The organism is Xanthobacter sp. (assembly GCF_041911315.1).
Classification (GTDB): Bacteria; Pseudomonadota; Alphaproteobacteria; order Rhizobiales; family Xanthobacteraceae; genus Xanthobacter; species Xanthobacter aminoxidans.
The window spans coordinates 79,427-94,959 of sequence record NZ_JAYRPE010000027.1 but is presented as its reverse complement, the minus strand read 5'-3'; the positions used below and the strand labels follow the sequence as shown (position 1 = coordinate 94,959).

At 66.9% G+C, this 15,533-nt stretch carries 13 protein-coding genes and 1 pseudogene; 8 read left to right on the top strand and 6 right to left on the bottom strand.

The annotated features are described in order from the left end of the window. The 8 genes and pseudogenes from ACE3QW_RS10540 to ACE3QW_RS10505 all read left to right on the top strand — a co-directional run. A pseudogene (locus tag ACE3QW_RS10540) lies at positions 1-120 on the top strand (IS5/IS1182 family transposase); the annotation flags it as partial. A gap of 229 nt (positions 121-349) precedes the next feature. Continuing rightward, the gene (locus ACE3QW_RS10535; RefSeq protein WP_250167611.1) at positions 350-688 is read left to right on the top strand and encodes a GCG_CRPN prefix-to-repeats domain-containing protein; all 339 of its coding nucleotides are present in this window, start codon (positions 350-352) and stop codon (positions 686-688) included. 49 nt (positions 689-737) lie between these two features. Then, positions 738-1,241: a Spy/CpxP family protein refolding chaperone gene (locus tag ACE3QW_RS10530; protein ID WP_374251457.1), complete on the top strand. Its 504-nt coding sequence runs from the start codon at positions 738-740 to the stop codon at positions 1,239-1,241. 47 nt (positions 1,242-1,288) lie between these two features. After that, positions 1,289-1,771, top strand: a complete 483-nt coding sequence (locus ACE3QW_RS10525; RefSeq protein WP_029557040.1) for a cupin domain-containing protein — start codon at positions 1,289-1,291, stop codon at positions 1,769-1,771. A gap of 85 nt (positions 1,772-1,856) precedes the next feature. Then, positions 1,857-3,326, top strand: a complete 1,470-nt coding sequence (locus ACE3QW_RS10520; protein ID WP_374251456.1) for an FAD-dependent monooxygenase — start codon at positions 1,857-1,859, stop codon at positions 3,324-3,326. A 78-nt stretch (positions 3,327-3,404) separates the two neighbouring features. Next, positions 3,405-4,493 carry a DUF917 domain-containing protein gene (locus ACE3QW_RS10515; RefSeq protein WP_374251455.1) on the top strand — a complete coding sequence of 363 codons (1,089 nt, stop codon included), beginning with the start codon at positions 3,405-3,407 and terminating at the stop codon, positions 4,491-4,493. Next, the gene (locus tag ACE3QW_RS10510; RefSeq protein WP_374251454.1) at positions 4,490-6,040 is read left to right on the top strand and encodes a hydantoinase/oxoprolinase N-terminal domain-containing protein; all 1,551 of its coding nucleotides are present in this window, start codon (positions 4,490-4,492) and stop codon (positions 6,038-6,040) included. The genes ACE3QW_RS10515 and ACE3QW_RS10510 overlap by 4 nt, the downstream gene beginning before the upstream one ends. 96 nt (positions 6,041-6,136) lie before the next feature. Next, the gene (locus tag ACE3QW_RS10505; protein WP_374251453.1) at positions 6,137-7,396 is read left to right on the top strand and encodes a hypothetical protein; all 1,260 of its coding nucleotides are present in this window, start codon (positions 6,137-6,139) and stop codon (positions 7,394-7,396) included. On the opposite strand, the gene ACE3QW_RS10500 is transcribed toward ACE3QW_RS10505, so the two are convergent. From ACE3QW_RS10500 to dld, 6 genes are all read right to left on the bottom strand, one after another. Next, positions 7,368-9,131, bottom strand: a complete 1,764-nt coding sequence (locus ACE3QW_RS10500) for an NAD-dependent malic enzyme (RefSeq protein WP_374251452.1) — start codon at positions 9,129-9,131, stop codon at positions 7,368-7,370. The two genes, ACE3QW_RS10505 and ACE3QW_RS10500, sit on opposite strands and share 29 nt — an antisense overlap. Then, positions 9,124-10,935 carry a CocE/NonD family hydrolase gene (locus ACE3QW_RS10495; RefSeq protein WP_374251451.1) on the bottom strand — a complete coding sequence of 604 codons (1,812 nt, stop codon included), beginning with the start codon at positions 10,933-10,935 and terminating at the stop codon, positions 9,124-9,126. The genes ACE3QW_RS10500 and ACE3QW_RS10495 overlap by 8 nt, the downstream gene beginning before the upstream one ends. Positions 10,936-10,993: 58 nt before the next feature. Continuing rightward, on the bottom strand, positions 10,994-11,362 hold the full coding sequence (locus ACE3QW_RS10490; protein WP_374251450.1) for a hypothetical protein: 369 nt from the start codon (positions 11,360-11,362) through the stop codon (positions 10,994-10,996). Beyond that, a complete protein-coding gene (locus tag ACE3QW_RS10485; RefSeq protein WP_374251449.1) occupies positions 11,359-11,694 on the bottom strand; it encodes a hypothetical protein in 336 nt (111 codons plus the stop codon). Before ACE3QW_RS10485 ends, ACE3QW_RS10490 begins: the two co-directional genes overlap by 4 nt. A 59-nt stretch (positions 11,695-11,753) precedes the next feature. Further along, positions 11,754-13,361 (bottom strand): thiamine pyrophosphate-binding protein, encoded by a 1,608-nt coding sequence (locus ACE3QW_RS10480; RefSeq protein ID WP_374251448.1) that lies wholly within the window; start codon positions 13,359-13,361, stop codon positions 11,754-11,756. Positions 13,362-13,426: 65 nt separating this feature from the next. Beyond that, a complete protein-coding gene (dld, locus tag ACE3QW_RS10475; protein WP_374251447.1) occupies positions 13,427-15,226 on the bottom strand; it encodes a D-lactate dehydrogenase in 1,800 nt (599 codons plus the stop codon). Between the last annotated feature and the right edge of the window lie 307 nt (positions 15,227-15,533).

Sequence of the window (15,533 nt, the reverse complement as noted above, 5' to 3'; positions counted from 1 at the left end):
GTCGAGAACCTGTTCGCCAAGCTCAAGGACTGGCGCCGCATCGCCACACGCTACGACCGTTGCGCTCACACCTTCTTCTCTGCCATCTGCATCGCAGCTGTCGTCATCTTCTGGCTCTGATCAATGAGTCCTGAGCCTAGCTTGATCTGTTCGGCCTCGGCCCCCGGTGGTGCCGATGGTCGCGGCTGTTTTGATGACGGAGCGCCGGGAGACGACAGGGCGCATCACCAGTTCTGTCGATGCGCCGTGAGCGCGGTGGAGATAATTCCCTGGCACCGGGTCCGCAAAGGGGCCCCTTGGTGCGGGCTGCGATCTTCGAGGCCCGGGACGTCTCACTGCGAGTGATCCCATGCGAAACACCTTCGGACTGATTTCCGGCCTGTGGCTCGGTACGCTGGCGGTGCTGCCGGCCTCGGCGATGCCTCTGGCGCGCCCTCCCGTGCCAGAGTCCGCCGTCGTGACCCCCATCGCCCAAGGTTGCGGTCCGGGCTGGTGGCGTGGGCCGTGGGGGCATTGTCGTGACACCCCCTATACCGGCCGCGTGCCGGGCGGCGGGTGGGTCTACGACCTGCCCCCCGCCTACGGCTACTTCGGCAATGGCTGCCCTCCGGGCTACTGGCACGGGCCGTGGGGCCACTGCCGCGACACCCCCTATCACGGTCGGCTGCCCGGTGGCGGATGGCAGTGACGGCAACGGCCGTCTCCTCTCAAATCCAGCGACACGGAAGATCCTGACCATGAACTGCACTCTTGTGGCCGCCCTGACGGGCGCTCTTCTCATCGCCATGCCCGCAGCGCAGGCCCAGACGGCACCGCCGGCCGGCGCGCCGCCGGCGCCGCCCGTCGTGGAACTCTACAGCGCGGCGGATGCCCAGGCCGTGCTCGAGGCGCGCCTTCTCGCGCTGAAGACGGTGATGACCCTCAGTCCCGAACAGCAGAAGCTCTGGCCGCCGGTGGAGGCCGCCATCCGCGCGGTGGCGAAGCTGTCCGCCGAGCGCCGGGCCGAGCGGGCAAAGGCGCCTCCGCCGGCTGATTTCGTCGAGATCCTGGACCGCATCGCCGATGCCGAGGCGCTGCGGGCGCGGGACCTCAAGACCGTGACAGCCGCGCTGAAGCCTCTCATCGCGTCTCTCACGCCGGAGCAGCAGCGGCGCATCCCCGCCTTCCTCGGACTGCGCGAAGGCACCGGCGGCCTGCCCCAGCCCACCGCCGAGATCTGGCTGTTCGAGGAAGAAAACTAGGATCAAATCGATATCATCCCATCACCTGCGGTCTCACGGAGGCTCCCATGCCCATCTCGTTCCTGCATTCGAAAGGAACCGAAGCGCCCATCAAGATCCCCGCCATCGGGCTCGACCTGTTCGTGCGCATGCCGCCGGCGGCGAGTTCGGGCGAGTTCTGCTTCATCGAGACCATCAATGCCCCCGGCGCGGGTCCGCCCCGGCATCGCCACCGCGAGGCGGAGATCTTCCGCGTCATCGAGGGCCGGTATCTCTATGAGGCGGACGGCCAGCGCTTCTATGCCGAGGCCGGTGACGTGGTGAGCATTCCCGGTGGGGTCGAGCACGGCTTCTGCAACGTGACCGACAAGCCCGCGCGCCAGTACATCCTCATGGCTCCGGCGCTTGATGCGGCAGCCTTCTTCACCGAGCTGGCCGGCGTGATGCACGATGGCATCCCCGACCAGGCCGCGCTCAATGCCTTCGGGCTGAAATGGCACGTGGAATTCCTGGGGCCGCCCGTCAACAGGAACGATCAGCCCACGGAATAATGCGCCGCCGCGCAGCCACCATCGACGCAAGATCGAGGTTCGCCCCGCTAGGCGGGCCGAAGCACAACATCAGGGGGAGGACAGGATGAAGGATCCGGTGCTCATCGCCGGCGCGGGGCCGGTCGGCCTGACAATGGCCCTGGAACTGGCCCGATACGGCGTCCCGGTACGGATCATCGACAAGGTCCCCGAGGCGACCCACACGTCCCGGGCCGTCGCGGTGTGGCCACGAACGCTGGAACTGCTCGACCGCTCCGGGGCGGCGGCGGACATCATCGCCATGGGCAACAAGGTCACCGTTGCCAACATCCTGTCGGGTGGCCGTCCGGTGGCCTCGCTGTCGCTCGACCAGATTCCTTCACCCTATCCGTTTGCGCTGATGGTGCCGCAGTACGACACCGAAGCCGTGTTGCGGCGTCACCTCGCAGCTCACGGCGTCACGCCCGACCTCGGCGTCGAGCTCCTCGGTTTCGAGCAGGACGAGGATGGCCTCTCCGCCCGCATGAGGGAGCCCGACGGCACGGAGCGCACCGAGCCATATGCCTATCTGGTGGCCTGCGACGGCGCGCACAGCGTCGTGCGCCATCACCTCGGCCTCGACTTCCTGGGCGATACCCTCGGCCTCGACTGGACGCAGGGTGACTTTCACCTGAGCGGATATCCCTTTCCCTCCTCGCAGATGGCCATCTTCTGGCATGAGGGCGGACCGCTGCTGTTCTTCCCCATGGCGCCCGACCGCGCGCGCATCATCACCAGCCTCGGCCCCTCGACCGCAACGCCGCCCGTCGCGCTGGACCAGGAGGCGTTCCAGAAGATGATCGACGCCCGTGGCCCCGGGGGCATCACACTCACTGGCACGGAATGGGTCAGCGCCTTCCGCATCAACGAGCGGCAGGTGGAGAACTATCGGTCCGGGCGGGTCTTCCTCGCCGGCGATGCGGCTCACATCCACAGCCCGGCTGGCGGGCAGGGCATGAACACCGGCATGCAGGACGCCATCAATCTGGCGTGGAAGCTGGCTCTTGTGATCCGCGGCCTCGCCAGCGCGCCGGCGCTGCTGGAAAGCTATGATCTGGAACGCCGCCCGGTCGGCGCACGGGTGATCGCGGCCTCCGGGCGCATGACCCGGATCGGTACGCTGGCCGACCACACGCTGCAGCATGTGCGCGACTTCGTCGCCCATATCCTGATGGGGCTGTCGCCGGTGCAGCGGGCCATCACGGGGCTGATGGCGGAAGTCTCCATCGGCTATCCGGACAGCCCGCTCAACGGACCCTGCCAAGGCGAAGCGAAGGCCGGCGCGCGGGTGCGGCCGGTAGCGGGGGAGGTGCCGTTCGGCGTGGGCGACACGCCGCTGTTCACCGCCTGCGGTGGTGCTGGCGCAGCCGAACTCGCCGCACGCTTTCCCCGGCTCGTGGCCGCGGCGGCACTGAGATCAGACGGCGGGGGAATCCTGTCGCTGGTCCGTCCGGACGGCTACCTTGCCGCCCAGGTGGAGGATGCGGACTGGCAGGCGCTCGTGCCCTATCTCCAGCGGATCGGGACGGAGCGGTGACCGCCCGTCGCGTGAAACCATCCCCCAATGGCCACGGCGGGCGAAACAACCGCCCGCTTCACAGCTGAAGGACCTGCGATGCCTCGCCTCCTCGATGCGGAAGAGCTTGACCTGCTGGCCATCGGCGCCTGGATTCTCGGGACCGGAGGCGGCGGATCGCCCTATGCCTCCCACCTCGTCGCCCGGCAATTCTATGAGGACGGCGGCCGGATTGCCCTTCTCGATCCCGACGAACTGGCCGACGACGATGTCGTGGCCGTGGTCTCGACCATGGGCGCTCCGCTGGTGTTCCAGGAACGGATGACCGATGCCGCCTTCGCCTTGAAGCCGGTGCGGGTCATGGAGGCTTTCCTCGGCCGGCCGTTCCGCGCCGTGATGACGGTGGAGATCGGCGGCTGCAACGCGTTCCAGCCGCTCCTCGTCGCCGCGGCATCGGGCCTGCCGGTGGTGGATGCGGACGCCATGGGGCGGGCCTACCCCGAGGCCCAGATGCAGACCTTCTCGATTGCCGGGCTGCAGATGGTCCCGCACGTCGTTTCCGACATCCGCGACAATGACGTCATCATCCCCACCGCGTCCGGCTGGCATGAGATGGAGCGCGTGCGGCGCAAGGTCTGCACGGAATACGGTTCGGTCGCCACCACCTGCCAAGCCCCGCGCACCGGCGCGGAGGTGAAGCGTCACGCGGTCCTGCGCAGCCTGTCGCACGCCATCGCTTTGGGGCGCGAGGTGCGCGGCGCGAAGGCGGCGCATGAGGATCCGGTCGAGGCGACCGTGGCCGCCGCCGGCGGGAAGCGGCTCTTCACCGGCAAGGTGACGGATGTGCAGCGCCGCACCACCGAGGGGTTCCTGCGCGGCTCCCTCATCCTCGCGGGCCTCGGCGAGGATGCCGGCGCCTCCTTCGACATCGCCTTCCAGAACGAGTTCACCATCGGGCGGCGCGACGGCGCGGTGATCGTCACAACGCCCGACCTGATCTGCGTGCTTGACACCATCTCGGGCGAGGCCATCGGCACGGAGAGCCTGCGCTACGGCCAGAGGGTGACGGTCATCGCCCTGCCGTCGCAACCGATCCACCGCAGCGCCGAGGGGCTGCGCCATGTCGGCCCGCGCGCCTTCGGCCACGACGTGGAATTTCGCAGCGTCTTCGGGGAGGAGCCGGCATGAGCCGCATCGGAATAGACGTCGGCGGGACCAATACCGATGCCGTCCTGCTCGAAGGCGGCAAGGTGCTCGCCGCGCTGAAGCGACCGACCACCGTCGATGTCGCGGACGGCGTGCGCCAGGCACTGGTCGATCTGGTGGCCGCGGCTGCAGGCCATCCGGCCCTGGGGCGGATCGAAGCGGTGATGATCGGCACCACGCATTTCACCAATGCCGTGGTGGAGCGCCGCCATCTGGACCGGGTCGCTGCTCTGCGCATCGGCCTGCCCGCCAATGCCGGCCTGCCGCCCTTCATCGGCTGGCCGAAGGACCTTGCGGCAGCCATGCGGGGCAGCATCCACATGGTGGCGGGCGGTCACGAATATGACGGGCGGACCCTGGTGCCGCTGGATCGCGCGGCCGTGCGGCGCGAGGCGCAGCGCATCGCGGAGAGCAGCATCAGCTCGGTCGCCATCACCAGCGTGTTCTCGCCGCTCACCGATGCCTGCGAGCGCGAGGCCGCGGAAATCGTGCGGGAGGTGATGCCCGCGGCGCGCATCACGCTCTCCCACGAGATCGGGCGGATCGGCCTGCTCGAACGGGAGAATGCGGCGCTGCTGAATGCCGGGCTGCAGGGGCTTGCCCAGCGCACCACCGCCGCCTTCGTGCGGGCGCTGCGCGAGAGCGGCATCACGGCGCCGCTTTATCTCACGCAGAATGACGGCACCATCATGCAGGGGGCGGTTGCCGAGCGCCATCCCGTCTATTGTTTCGCCTCCGGTCCCACCAACAGCATGCGCGGCGCCGCCTTCCTTTCGGGCCTGACCGACGCGCTGGTGGTGGATGTGGGCGGCACGACCACCGACGTGGGCTGCCTCAAGGGTGGGTTTCCGCGCCAGGCCAATGCGATGGTCGAGATCGGCGGGGTGCGCACGCTGTTTCGCATGCCGGACCTGATCTCCATCGGCCTCGGCGGCGGCACGGAGATCGCCGATGACGGGCGCCGGATCGGTCCGGGTAGCGTCGGCTTCCGGCTGCCGGAAAAGGCGCTGTGCTTCGGCGGCGATACGCTGACCGCCACGGACATCGCGGTCGCGGCCGGACGGATCGCGCTGGGAGAGCCGGGCCTCGTGGGCAGGCTGCCCCGCCCCCTGGTGGCCGACAGCCTCCGACACATGGAACACATGGTTGCGGAGGTGGTGGACCGCATGAAGACCGATGCCGCGCCTATACCCCTCATCGCGGTGGGCGGCGGGAGCTTTCTGGTGCCCGATCACATGGAGGGGGTCTCGGAGGTGGTGCGCATCGAGCACCATGCCGTGGCCAATGCGGTGGGCGCCGCCATTGCGCAGGTGAGCGGCGAGGTGGACCGCATCTTCTCCGGTGTCGAGCGCGACGCGGCGCTCGATGAAGCGCGGCGGGAGGCGACGCGGCGGGCGATTGAAGCCGGCGCTGAGGCGGGCACCGTGCAGACGCTCGACGTGGAGGACATTCCGATCGCCTATCTCCCCGGCAATGCGCGCCGCGTGCGCGTGCGTGTCGTTGGAGAGATCGCGCGGCTCGCCGGGTAGCGCAGGGGGGGGCGGATGGCCAGCGAGCGCCGATCGCCCGAGCGGCGGCCTCCTACATCCTGCATGTTCCGATCTGGCCAAGTTAAGGAACGCCACATGCACAAGGAACTCAGTGAAGCAACGCCGGACGGACAGAGTCGGCCGGTCTCGCGCATGTATCGGGAAGCTTCGCCCACGGAATTGATCTACATTGCCACACGCATGATCGTCGTCAGCCGCAGCAGCATCTCCGGAACGATCGGCAGGGCGCAGTTCGAGGCGGCCGTCGCGCATCTCGAAGCGCGGTATGGAATCCTGCGCTCGGTGGTCGAGGACGGGTATTTCGTGGAGCGGTCCGATGACCGATCGGCGATCGAGGCCTGGCTGCCCGCCGATAGCTGCTCCGCCGAGCCCCTCTACGCCCAGCTGCTGAACGCCGACCTCGATACTTCGAAGACGCTCTATGCCATCCACGTCATCGCCGCCGATGACGCGCTCGATGTCTTCATGCTCACATCCCATGCGATCACGGACGCAATCTCGCTGATCGAGCTGCATTCCTGTCTCGCCCACATGTGCGATTGCGTCGTGCGCAGCGAGGCCCCGGCCCTCGGCGTGCAGCCGTTCCCGACCCCGGTCGATGAAGCTGTGAGCCGCAGCCTGGCGGCGCTTGGAACGAATGCGCCGCCGTCTTCCTATTCCGGAGTGTTCGCCGAGATTCCCATGGCCGCGCCCCATGATGGCGGCCCCGTGACCCATCGGCTCGAACGCGTCGTGATCGGGGCGGATGCGATGCATCGGATCAAGGCGGCGAGCCATGCCACCGGCTCTTCGGTGCACGCGCTGCTGCTGGCCGCGTTCGCGCTCGCCATAGGTGATATCGCGGACGGACACCCGCGTCAGATTCTCATGCGATCATCGGTGGACATGCGCCGGCGGCTCGAGCCCCACGTTTCCCCCGAACTGGTCTTCACCGCCATCACCGGGCACATCACGCCCGTCCCCGACCTCGACCGGCCGATGATCGAGATCGCCCGCTTCATCTTTGACGATGTCCATCAGGGACTGGCCAACGGCAGCATTTTTCACGACTACATCAATTATCCCAGGGCATTCGGCAGCCCACAGCAGGCGCCGGTCGCCATCAATGTTTCCGATATCCAGACGGTGCAGTTCCACTGGCCGGTCGAGCATTTGGCCGTGACCGGATTCGAGTATGCCTTGGGCTGGATGAAGAAATTCCCGAATGTCTCCGTGTCGGTCTACGACGGCACGCTGGTCGCCAACATCGTCTATGTGGAAGAGTTCGCCGCCCCGGCAACGATCCGCGCCATCTCGGACGGCTTCGTCAGGAGGCTCGACTCGGTCTGCGCATAACTGAGGCCATGCGCCGACGCACGCGGCGCGGGTGCCGGGGGCACGTCCCCTGTGCAGTGAGCGGGACGTAACGCGGCGTCCAGACCTTGGCGCGGATGCGTTGCTGGATCTCATCGACCGGGACGTCGGGTGCGGCGCCTTCCCGGTGCGCCTGCATCGCGACCGCGAGGGCGACCTTGGCCGCGACCTCGCGCAGGGCGCTCACCGGAGGCAGGAGATTGTGCTTCGGGTTGCGGCTCGCCGGCGACGCATTTGCCAGCGCCTTCGCTGCCGCCATGAACATGCCATCCGTTACGCGGCTCGCGCCGACCGCCAGAACGCCGAGGCCAACTCCCGGAAAAATGTAGGAATTGTTGGTCTGGTCCACCTTGAAGCGGGTGCCGTCGCGCGGGAGCGGGGGAAACGGGCTGCCGACGCCCACCAGAGCCCGCCCATCGGTCCAGGCCTCGATATCCGCCGGCGTCGCTTCCGCGCGCGAGGTGGGGTTCGACAGGGGAAAGATGACCGGCCGCGGGTTGCACGCGGCCATGGCGCGGACCACCGGTTCACCGAAGGCGCCCGCCTGGCCGGAGACGCCGATCAGCACGGTCGGCCGTGCATTGCGCACCACGTCGAGGAGCGCAATCGTGTCGGGATGGTCGAGCGTCCAGCCTTCGATGGCCCGTCTGCTCTGCACGAAGGGGGTCTGGAAGGGTGCAAGACCGGGCATACCGTCCATCAGCAGCCCATCACGATCGATCATGAAGAAGCGTCGTGCCGCCTCGCTGTCCGACAGGCCGGCATCGCACATGGACGTGCGGATCAGGCCTGCAATCCCGCAGCCGGCCGAGCCGGCGCCGAACACTGCCACCCGCTGCTCGGTCAGTGGCACGCCGGTGACGTTGATGGCCGCCAGCAAGGTGCCGGTCGCCACCGCCGCCGTGCCCTGGACATCATCGTTGAAAGTGCAGAGCCGGTCGCGATAGCGCTCCAGCAGGCGCGTCGCATTGCCCTTGGCGAAATCCTCCCATTGCAGGAGGACCTTGGGCCAGCGCCGGATGACGGCACAGACGAAGGCCTCGATGAAGTCGTCATACGCCTGGCCTCGCACCCGCTCGTGGCGCCAGCCCACATAGAGCGGATCGGCGAGGCAGTCGGCATTGTCCGTTCCCACATCGAGCAGGATCGGCAGGGTGGTCGCCGGATGCAGGCCGCCGCAGCCAGAATAGAGCGCGAGCTTGCCGATGGGGATGCCCATGCCGCCCGCCCCCTGGTCTCCCAGCCCCAGGATGCGCTCGCCATCGGTCACGACGATCGCCTCCACCGCGTCGAAGCGCGGCTGCGCGAAGATCTGGTCGAGCCTTGACTGATGCGGAATGCTGAGAAACAGGCCGCGCGGCTTGTGATAGAGGCGGCTGAACTGCTGGCAGCCGGCGCCGACGGTCGGCGTGTAGACGATGGGCAGCAGCTCTTCCAGGTTCCCGACCAGCGTCGCGTAGAAAAGGGTTTCGTTGATGTCCTGCAACTCGCGCAGGAAGGCATAGCGTTCGAGATCGGTCTCGAACTGGCGCAGCGACTGCAGGGCGCGGGAGATCTGCTCGTCGAGGGTGGAGACATGCGGCGGCAGCAATCCGTGCAGATGGAACGCGTCGCGCTCTTCCTCGGAGAAGGCCGTGCCCTTGTTGAGCTGGGGGTCGGCCAGCAGTTCGTACCCGCTCAACGCGGTGGATACGAGCGCGGGGGTCGCTTCAGACATAAAGATCGCTCCTGCACTCGCCGGCCCGGGCGAGTTCGATGTAGGTGTCATGTCCGTAATGGAGGGTGTTGCGCGCGTAATAGGGCGGCACCTGCATGTCGAACTGCGCGTGCCCGTGGCTGACGTCGCTGCGCAGGAGATCGGTGCGGCTGGCGATGTCGAGGCGCAGCCGCTCGCCTGGCTTCAGCACCAAGGGCTGCGGCGTGAGGCTGAAGCGCAGCGTCACCGGGACGCCGGGGGTGAGCGGCTCGGGCGCATCGATGTCGATGGCGATCTCGGTCGCAGTGGAACGCGCCGCGTCGATCCTGCGGCAGGCAGGGCGGATCGTCCCGATGGAGAGGATCTGGTAGCCGCCGTCTGCCGAGACGATGCCGGTGCGGGCCACCACGTGGGAGTCGATCTCGTTGGAGCTGAAGGAGAGGCTCAGCGTCACCGGGCCGGTCAGCTCCATCTCCTCCTCTATCGGCAGCTCGAAGGTGAGGCGCTGGGTCTCCACCTCGTCGAAACCCGCCGTCACGATGGCGCCGAGGGGCACCGCCGCCCATCGGTTCGCCCCGCCTTCGCCCGGCGCGCTGTCGAGGCGATGGGTTGCAGCGTCGGGGCCATTGGAGGCGGGGTAAAGGCGCAGTGCCGTGCTGCCGGGCAGCGGCCAGTCGGAAGCGCTGCGATAGTCCTTCGCCCCCTCGATCCAGTATCGCACCCGCGGCTGCGCGGCATAGCCGTTGCACGCGCCGTAGACGAGATGGTCGAAGAAGGCCAGCGCCTCCAGCTGCCAGGCATAGACCGGCAGGTCGTAGGTCGCCGGGCCGACGATCAGCCAGCGCCGGTTCCTCGGCGTGCCGGCATTCTCGAACAGATCGTAGGCGCCGAACTGGTGCAGGTTGAGGTACCCGGCATTCTGCACCACCACGAACGGCACCTCGATGTCCCCCAGCGCGCCGGACGGACCGGACGGCAGCACGCTCGTCGCCCGGGTCTTGCCGTCGAGCATGAGGGCGGCGAACAGGCGGCGCGTCTGGAGCGCCGGCACCTCCCGCTGGAAGGTCTTCATGATCCGCGTCATGCGCTTCTTCAGCTGCGGCCACCACAGGTGCTTCAGGGCTGAGTTGGTGATGTGGCTCACCACCGCGCGCAGCAGCGGCGGCACGCGCAGCCTGAACTGCAGGGGCGTGAAGTTCGCCCCCATCCAGAGCGCGAAGAAATCCGGCTGCGGCGCGCCGCCGAACATGGCGATGTGGCGGAAGAAGTCCGTGCACATCTCGTTGGTGAAGAAGCCCTTCAGCGCCGGCGGGCGCAGCCGCGCCACCTGCGGCTGGGTCAGCCCGTAGTATGAAGTGCCGAACAGAACCACCTGCCCGTCGCACCAGGGCTGGGCCGCCGCCCATTGGATGACCTTGGCGTGGTCCTCCACGTCCGTGTCGTTGAGATAGACGGCGTCGGCGCCGCCCGCGCGGCCCATGCCACGGCGGGTGACGATGACATGGGCATAGCCGCGGTCGGTGAAGACCGGCGGGCTGCCAGTCTCGTTGTTGCCGGCAGGCACGCCGGCGGCCTGTAACTCCTTGGAATAGGCGGCGAAGCAGACGACCGCAGGATAGCGGCCGGGTGCCTTGGGCACATAGACATCGGCGGCGAGCGCGATGGAGGGTGCCACCTCGACCATCTGGTCTGCGAGGACGCGGCAGCCCAGCCCCGACTTCGCGGCGGGTCCCGGCGTCCAGCCGGCGAGCTGCGCGCCGAACAGGCCGCCCTTCGGCGCGATGAGATTGTCCCAGAAGCCCGGCTTCCCGGTCTTGGCCGTCATGTGCATCCCCCCCCCCCGGACTCGGGCTCACCGCGCCTGATCTTCGCGCCGGCGCGCCCTACAACTGCGAGATGTCGAGCCCCGTCTTCTTCTGCGCGGCGAGGCGCATCTCTCGCACCACCCATTTCTGCCTGTCGTCCGGGATGAAGAAGCCGCCGATGCCGGACGAAAAGAGCAGGTCGAAGACCCGCTCCGTCACCTCGGTGAGCGCCTGCTCCATGTCCTCACCGGCTTCGGGCGTCGGGGGCACCATGATGACGATGGTGTCCTCCGCTTGCTCGATGATCTCGATCTTGAAATCCGGGCCCGGCGTGTAGCCGAACTCGGCGCAGACCACCCCGACCGGGTCGGCGAGGAGCTTTGCGCGGTAATCGGGATCGGTGGCGATGCGCTCGTAATTCTTCTCGACGAAATCGGCATTGCTCACGGCTGATCTCCCTCGGTGCGGGCCGCGTTGCGCAGGGCCAGCAGCTTGAATTTGGCGGCCACGGGCACGAGCCAGATGAACAGGCCCTGGCTGGACCACAGGTCCATCTGGTTCAGCGGCGCCGGCGGCGGGGGCGATTGCGGTGCGCGGGCGGGCGGGATGGTGAAGTAGACCCGGTCGCGCCGCTGCACCACCACCTTCACCTTGACGCTGGCCGGCACCGCGACGCCCATGGACTTGAGCGCCCCGACCGGGTCGCTCTCCACCTGCGCGGCGAACGCATCGTCGGTCCACACGCGCCGCGTCAGCTCTTTCTCGAAATCTCCGGACACGGATGTCTCCCAATTCTGTTTCGATGGGATGCGGCGGGCGATGAGGCGCCGCCGCTAGCTCACGGCTCGCGATTGATGATCAGGAAACTCGGACCTTGATGCGCCAGCGCGCGGGCGAGCACGTCGCTGACGCTCTCGACAGCGTCGATCGTCTCGACGCGCGCGCCGAACCCCTCGGCAATCTTGCGCATGTCTACATCGGGATCGCTGAAGTCCAGGCCGACGAAGTGCGTGGTCGCGATGGTCGTCCCCATCACGTTGCACCACAGGTCCTTCAGCAGCCGGTATTCGTTGTTTACGAAGCAGATGAAGATGGACGGGATGGAATACTTCGCCGCCGTCCACAGTGCGTGGATCGAGAACAGGCTCCCGCCGTCGCCGACGAAGCAGGCGGCATGCTGGCCGCTCGCTAGGCCGATGCCGACGCCCAGCGGCAGGGCCCAGCCCAGACCGCCGCCGCGCGGCGAGAAATGCACGTTCCGGAAGCCAAGGCTCACCGCCATGTCCTGCACGATGGCGTCCTCGGACGAGCCTTCCGTGATGACGTGGGTGGACCGGTCGAGATGGCGCAGCACCGCCAGGATCAGCGCATCGCTCGCGTGCGCTCCCGAAGCGGGATATTTCGCGTCCAGAGCTGCCTCGTCGACCGTCCGCGCGGCGGCTTGCGCCGTGTCGGCGCCGAGCGCCGTCGCCAACGCATCGAGTGTCGCGCGGATGTCGCCGAGCACCGCCATGTCGCAGGGAAAGTCGAAGCCCAGCTGGCTGGCCGCCGGCGCGATCTGGATGACCTGCAATTCCGGCGGCAGCGCCTGGAGGCCATCATAGGTGAAACTGTCCACCTTCTCGCCGATCAGCAGCATGGTGTGGTAGCGGCCGAGCGTCTTGTTGATCGCCTTCGTGGTGGGCGGAAGCTGGCCGCGGAAGTTCGGATGCAGCGGATCAACCGTGCCCTGCACATGGAAGGGCGCGGCATAGATGTCGGCGCCGAGCGCGCTGGCGATGCGGCTGACGGCGTCTATGCCGTGCGCCGCGCCCACCGCATAGTCGGCGACAATGGCGAGCTTGCCCCTCGGCACCGCTGCGAGGGCGGCGGCCACCTCGCCGATGGCGCGTGGCGCCACATCCTCAATGATGCGCGTCTTCTTGAACGTCGTACGCTCGGTCTCCTCCAGCATGAAGTTCATGGGAATGGAGAGAAAAATGGGACCGGTCGGCTGGAGCCGTGCATGCAGGTAGCAGCGCTGCAGGGCGACGGCGAGATCGTCCGTGCGCGTCACCTCATAGGCATATTTGGTGGCGGTCTCCGCCAACTGGACATTGGGCGCGCCGAGCACCGGATTGTGGATGAGGAACCGGGAATCCTGCTGCCCGTTGATGACCAGCAGCGGCACGCCGGACATGAGCGCGTTGCGCATGTTGAACATGCCGTTGGCGAGGCCGGGATAGGTGTGCAGGCTGACGATGGACGGCTTGCCGGTGATCAGCGCATAGCCGGCGGCGATGCCCACCGCGCTCGATTCATGCAGCGACAGCACATAGGTGGCCTTCGAGGCCGCCACCGCCGCGAGAAAGGTCGTCTCCGTGGTTCCGGGATTGCCGAAAACAAACGGAATTTCATAAGTCTCAAGGAAATCCTGGATGAGCTCGCCACCGGTCCGGGTCGTCATGTTCGCTCCAATGATCTTGCCGGAGCCTGCCGAGTGGCGTGCGCCGTACTTGGTATTTCAAATGGTCAGCCGCCGCACCGGAAGGTGCCGGGTGCACCGGCCTGTCCGCGCGGCATCCAGTGCGCGCATTTGGTGGTGCGACCGATCCCCGGATTGAACGTGTTGCAGGGATCGAGCGCCTTGAAATGGTCGACCATTGCGGGCTTTGCGAAGTAGAGATGCCCCACATTGTGCTCGGCGGGATATTCCGCGCCGCGCTCATCGAGCAGCTTCCACATGGCGTGCTCGATCTCCTCGCAATTGCTGCCCTTTGCCACGATATAGTCCTGGTGGAAGACGTGGCAGAAGAAGTGGCCGCAATAGAGCTCGCGGATCAGGTGCTTCTCGATGTCCGCGGGTAGCGTCTCGAACCAGTTCTCGTCGTTGCGGCGCAGCGCGATGTCGAGCGCCACGATATCCTCCACCTCGCGGTCGTGCACCGCGCGGTAGCGGATCGCCGCGCCGGCAGCGGCAAAGCGGTGCAGGAAGGCCTTGTCGCCTTCATCGGGCGTGCACTCGAAATAGTCGCCGGTCTTCGACGGGAAGATCGACTTCAGATAGGCGCGCGCCTCCGTGATCCCGTCGTCCCCCATCTTCAGAAGAAGATAGTGCTCGAAGCGGTCGCGATAGTCGGTCATTCGCTTAGGCAGATGCTTGGGGAAGAGATGGCTCAGGGCCTGCAGCATCTTGGCGCTGAGGTTCTTCGGCAGAAAGCTGAAGCGCCGGCAGATATTGTCGAACGCCGCCTCAAGGGCGTACAGCCGCGGAATCATGTCCGTGCCGAGTGTGTTGATCACCACGAAGGTGTCCTTGCCATAGACCTCCGCGCAATTGAAGGAGTCCCGGTGCATGTACTCGCCTTCGATCGGCAGATTCTTGAAGTGTCCGAGGATATGGCGGCGGATGCCTTCGAGTTCGCCGGTGTCGTTCGAGCCAATGTAGAAGACGACCTGTTCCTTCTCCTTCGGGAAGGTGTCGAGCCGCACCGCCATGAGCATCACCTTGCCGGCGCTGCCGGAGGCCTCGAACAGGCGACGCGGATCGGCATTGAAGCGGGACGGGGTTGGCGCCGCGATGTCGCGCACATGGTCCGCATAGTCATGGTCGGAGGCGGCACGGGTGGGGTCGTTGACGATGTCGGCGGGGGTGAAATCGCCGCTCTCGACCCGCCGGAGGATCGTCTCCGGATCATTGCCCAGCGCGATGCCGAGATGATTGACGAGATGCAGGCTGCCCGCCTCATCCAGCCGCGCGAACAGAGCGAGCTGGGTGAAGGCCGGGCCACGATGGATCAGGGCGCCGCCGGAATTGTTGCAGACGCCGCCGAACACCGACGCGCCGATGCACGACGAGCCGATCACCGAGTGCGGCGCGCGGCCGATCCTGTCCAGGGCCTTTTCCAGATGGAACAGGGTCGTGCCCGGCAGGCAAACCACCTGCGTCCCGTCGTTGATCAAGTGCAGGCCCTCGATACGCATGGTGTTGATGAGCACGACGCCACGGTCGTAATCGTCCCCGTCGGGGGTCGAGCCGCCGGTGACCCCGGTGTTGGCCGACTGCATGATGACGATCTTGTCCGCCGCGATAGAGGCCTTCAGGACGCGCCATTGCTCCACCAGCGAGCCGGGCCGCACCACGGCGACCACCGGGCCGGAACCGAACCTTATGCCGGTGCGAAAGCGCCGCGTCGCCTCCGGGCTCGTCAGAACGTGCGATCGACCGACGATCTCTTGCAGGACTGCAATGAGGTCCGCTTCATCCGCGACCGTCTTGTGTCCGGCCGCGTCGCGCGTTGGGACGCTCAAATCGAGGAATGCAGCGTCCATGACGACAGGTCTCCCTCACGTCACCTCTGGCTATCAGCCGGATGCGGTAAACGGCTTGATCTGGTGATCGTCCCTGAAACAGATCCGTCGGTGGCTTATGGGCCGCCCGGCGTGGGCTTATGAGACGGCAGCCTATCGCTACGGCATTGGAACGCACATCAACAGAAGTGGTGAGGTGCCCAAGATTGTTGTTCGACTTGAAAGAAGAACGGAGGACCCGGGTAACGCCGCCTTAGCCGCACTCCCTCCTCTAGGTCAGGATGCGTTGTAAGGCCTGCAATTCTCTGGCATCTTCCGGCTACCTTCA

What these genes read in the sequence shown, in the direction of transcription:
- ACE3QW_RS10535 (WP_250167611.1), top strand. Translation starts at nt 350, where the DNA reads ATGCGAAACACCTTCGGACTGATTTCCGGCCTGTGGCTCGGTACGCTG.
- ACE3QW_RS10530 (WP_374251457.1), top strand. Translation starts at nt 738, where the DNA reads ATGAACTGCACTCTTGTGGCCGCCCTGACGGGCGCTCTTCTCATCGCC.
- ACE3QW_RS10525 (WP_029557040.1), top strand. Translation starts at nt 1,289, where the DNA reads ATGCCCATCTCGTTCCTGCATTCGAAAGGAACCGAAGCGCCCATCAAG.
- ACE3QW_RS10520 (WP_374251456.1), top strand. Translation starts at nt 1,857, where the DNA reads ATGAAGGATCCGGTGCTCATCGCCGGCGCGGGGCCGGTCGGCCTGACA.
- ACE3QW_RS10515 (WP_374251455.1), top strand. Translation starts at nt 3,405, where the DNA reads ATGCCTCGCCTCCTCGATGCGGAAGAGCTTGACCTGCTGGCCATCGGC.
- ACE3QW_RS10510 (WP_374251454.1), top strand. Translation starts at nt 4,490, where the DNA reads ATGAGCCGCATCGGAATAGACGTCGGCGGGACCAATACCGATGCCGTC.
- ACE3QW_RS10505 (WP_374251453.1), top strand. Translation starts at nt 6,137, where the DNA reads ATGCACAAGGAACTCAGTGAAGCAACGCCGGACGGACAGAGTCGGCCG.
- ACE3QW_RS10500 (WP_374251452.1), bottom strand. Translation starts at nt 9,131, where the DNA reads ATGTCTGAAGCGACCCCCGCGCTCGTATCCACCGCGTTGAGCGGGTAC.
- ACE3QW_RS10495 (WP_374251451.1), bottom strand. Translation starts at nt 10,935, where the DNA reads ATGACGGCCAAGACCGGGAAGCCGGGCTTCTGGGACAATCTCATCGCG.
- ACE3QW_RS10480 (WP_374251448.1), bottom strand. Translation starts at nt 13,361, where the DNA reads ATGACGACCCGGACCGGTGGCGAGCTCATCCAGGATTTCCTTGAGACT.
- dld (WP_374251447.1), bottom strand. Translation starts at nt 15,226, where the DNA reads ATGGACGCTGCATTCCTCGATTTGAGCGTCCCAACGCGCGACGCGGCC.